Genomic DNA, 3,839 nt, shown 5'->3' on the forward strand with positions numbered 1-3,839 from the left:
GCCCCACAATTGGGCAATGGTGTAGTCGCCATCGCCAGTGGCAGCAACTTGCTGTTTAGCGCTTATGCCAACGGAGCATTAAGCACCCTGGATAACGCCCTCAGCGGAGCGGGCACCTGGATGCTGGATGCCAGCCATATCAATCTGAGCAATAGCAGTGATGCACAGGGCTTGAGTGGTGTCGTAGACCTGACTAATGGCGCCAGCCTGACCATTGACGGCAACACGGTGCTCAACAGTGCCGCCAGAGTGAATGTGGCGGATATCGGCAGTGATTTGAATATCACCACCTCCGGGGCGTTTACCTTCAATAATGCGCTGACCGGGTTGGGGGATGTGAATGTCGACACCAACAACAGCGCCTTTAACTTTGGCAGTACGGTGGGCAGTGCGTTTGCCGGTACGGTGAATTTACAAAATACCCTGTTTGATCTGTCCGGCACCAATACCACCAGTTTAACGCTCGCGACCCTCAACCTGGGTTCCGGCAGTAACACCAACGTGGGGGATGGGGTGCAAACCCTCGGTCATCTGGTGTTCAATGGCGGTGAATTAACTTACGCCAATATCACTGAAAATAACGGGGTGATCACTGCTGACGGCACCATTGCGGCACAAACCATTGATACCACCGCCGGGGGGACGGTGAGTGTTAATTTACCAACCAACTTATCCCCCAGTTTGGCAGGGCTAAATACGCTGGATCTGGATACCGGGGTGGCTATCGCCACCCTGGCCACTGGCGCTGCTACCGGGACCGGCAGTGAATTGACCCTTACCGATGGGAGCAATACGCCGATTATCGACATTTATCTGCAAGGCATTACCAATCCCAACGACACCACTGTTGCGGCGATGGGGAGTTTTGTTTATGGCTTGAGTACCGGGGTTGGGCAAGATGGTTTATATGTCAGTTATCTGTTGCAACAGCTGGAACTGTTAACCACCGGCAGCCAGGCGCTGATGTTAGAAGGTAGCCTGGCGAATAATGGCACTCGACACAATGATCTCGGTGCCAAAATTACCGGCAGTGGGGATTTGGCCATCGACTCCCCCAATGATGGCACCATTATTACCTTGTCCAATGCGACCAATGACTACACTGGGGATACCCTGGTGCGCTCAGGGATCTTGCAACTGGCGGCGGACTCGGCTTTGGGGCAGACCACTACCCTTGACCTGAGTAGTGGGGCGACGGTGGATTTAAATGGCTACACGCAAACAGTGCAAACCCTGCTCAACAATGGGGTGCTGGACTTGGCGGGCGGTTCGTTACTGCTCGCCCAAGGGGGGAGCTCTAGCTCTACCGGGGGCTTAACCGGTGATGGCCTGTTGCAGGTACAAGGGGGCACCTTCACCGTCAGTGCCGCTAACAGCGGTTTAACCGCTGACACCGAGATTGACAGCGGTGCGACGCTGGTGCTGAACAATAGCGGGACCCTGGGCAGCAGTGAGGTGAACGTGGAAGGTAACCTCAATTTCGCTCGTGATGGCAGCTTTGCCAACCCGCTCAGTGGTGCGGGGATCATCAATACGCTGGCGGATGTGCAACTTACCGGTGATAACAGCGGGTTTACCGGGGCTCAGGTGATTGCAGCGGACAGCCGGTTAACCGTGACTGACGCCAATAATCTGGGGGCCGCCAGCGCCACCGTGGATTTGACCACCGACAGCTCGGTGCTGAACTTCAGTGGCTTGAGTGAGGATGTGGCCAATGCGCTCACCGGGGTGGCAGACTCCACCGTCAGTGTCAGCAATGGGGCTGATATGTCCCTGTCTGCGGATAACAGCAATTTTTACGGCGTGTTTGATCTGGTGGGCAGCAGCACCTTGACGGTGACCCAGGCCCCACAATTGGGCAATGGTGTAGTTGCCATCGCCAGCGGCAGCAATCTTCTGTTTAGCGCCTATGCCAATGGGGCATTAAGTACCCTGGATAACGCGCTGAGCGGGGCGGGTACCTGGACACTGGATGCCAGCCATATCAATCTGAGCAATAACAGTGATGCACAGGGCTTGAGTGGGGTTATAGATATCACCAATGGCTCCAGCCTGAACATTGATGGTAGTACGGTACTGAACAGTGGCGCCAGGGTGAATGTGGCGGATACCGGCAGTGATTTGAATATCACCACCACCGGGGCGTTTGCCTTTAATAATGCGCTGACCGGGTTGGGGGATGTCAATGTCGACACCAACAACAGCGCGTTTAACTTTGGCAGTACAGTGGGCAGTGCGTTTGCGGGCAATGTCAATTTGCAAAACACGCGGTTTGATCTGTCCGGTACTAATACCACCAGCTTAACGCTCGCCACCCTGAACCTGGGTGCGGGCAGTAACACCAATGTGGGCGATGGGGTGCAAACCCTCGGTCATCTGGTGTTCAATGGCGGTGAGTTAACTTACGCTCATATTACTGAAAATAACGGTGTGATCACCGCTGATGGCATCATTACGGCACAAACCATTGATACCACTGCCGGCGGTACCGTGAGTGTTAACCTGCCAAGTAACTTATCCCCCAGTTTGGCAGGGTTAAATACGCTGGATTTAGATACCGGGGTGGCTATCGCCACCTTGGCCACCGGTGTGGCCACCGGAACCGGCAGTGAATTGACCCTTACCGATGGGAGCTATACCCCGATTACCGGCATCTATCTTCAAGGGATTACCAATCCTGGTGATAGCCAAGTCGCGGCACTGGGAAGCTTCGAGTATGGCCTGAGTACTGGGGCGGATAGTAATGGTTTATATGTCAGTTATCTGCTGAAACAGCTGGAACTGTTAACTACCAGCAGCCAGGCACTGATGTTACAGGGTACCCTGGCCAATAACGGCACTCAACGCAATAATCTCGGGGCCAAAGTGACCGGCAGCGGGGATTTGGCCATCGACTCCCCCAACGATGGCACCATCATCACCGTGTCCAATGCGACCAATGACTACACCGGCGATACGTTGGTGCGCTCAGGGATCTTGCAACTGGCGGCGGATTCGGCCTTGGGGCAGACCACCACCCTTGACCTGAGCAGTGGGGCGACGGTGGATTTAAATGGCTACACGCAAACAGTGCAAACCCTGCTCAACAATGGGGTGCTGGACTTGGCGGGCGGTTCGTTACTGCTCGCCCAAGGCGGGAGCTCAAGCGCCACCGGGGGCTTGACCGGTGATGGTCTGTTGACGCTACAAGGGGGCACTTTCACCGTCAGCGCCGCCAACAGTGGCTTAACCGCTGATACCGACATTGACAGCGGCGCGACGCTGGTGCTGAACAATGCCGGGACCTTGGGCAGCAGTGAGGTGAATGTTGACGGTAACCTGAATTTCGCCCGCGATGGCAGTTTTGCCAACCCGCTCAGTGGTGCAGGGACCCTCAATACCCTGGCGGATGTGCAACTTACCGGTGATAACAGTGCGTTTAGCGGGGCTCAGGTGATTGGTGCCGACAGCCGGTTAACCGTGACTGACGCCAATAATCTGGGGGCCGCCAGCGCCACGGTGGATTTGACCACCGACAGTTCGGTGCTGAATTTCAGTGGCGTGACGGAGGATGTGGCTAATGCACTCACCGGGGTGGTTGATTCCACCGTCAGTGTCAGCAGTGGGGCCGAGATGTCCCTGTCCGCCGATAACAGCAATTTTTATGGCGTGTTTGATCTGGTGGGCGGCAGCACCTTGACGGTGACCCAGGCCCCACAATTGGGCAATGGTGTAGTCGCCATCGCCAGTGGCAGCAACTTGCTGTTTAGCGCCTATGCCAATGGGGTACTGAGCGCCTTGAACAACGCCCTCAGTGGGGCGGGCACCTGGACGCTGGATGCCAGCCATATCAATCTGAG

At 55.8% G+C, this 3,839-nt stretch carries 1 pseudogene; it reads left to right on the forward strand.

From position 1 onward, the window contains the following. Nucleotides 1-3,839, forward strand: a pseudogene (locus IO95_RS25610) (autotransporter outer membrane beta-barrel domain-containing protein); the annotation flags it as partial.

Source organism: Serratia sp. DD3 (assembly GCF_000496755.2).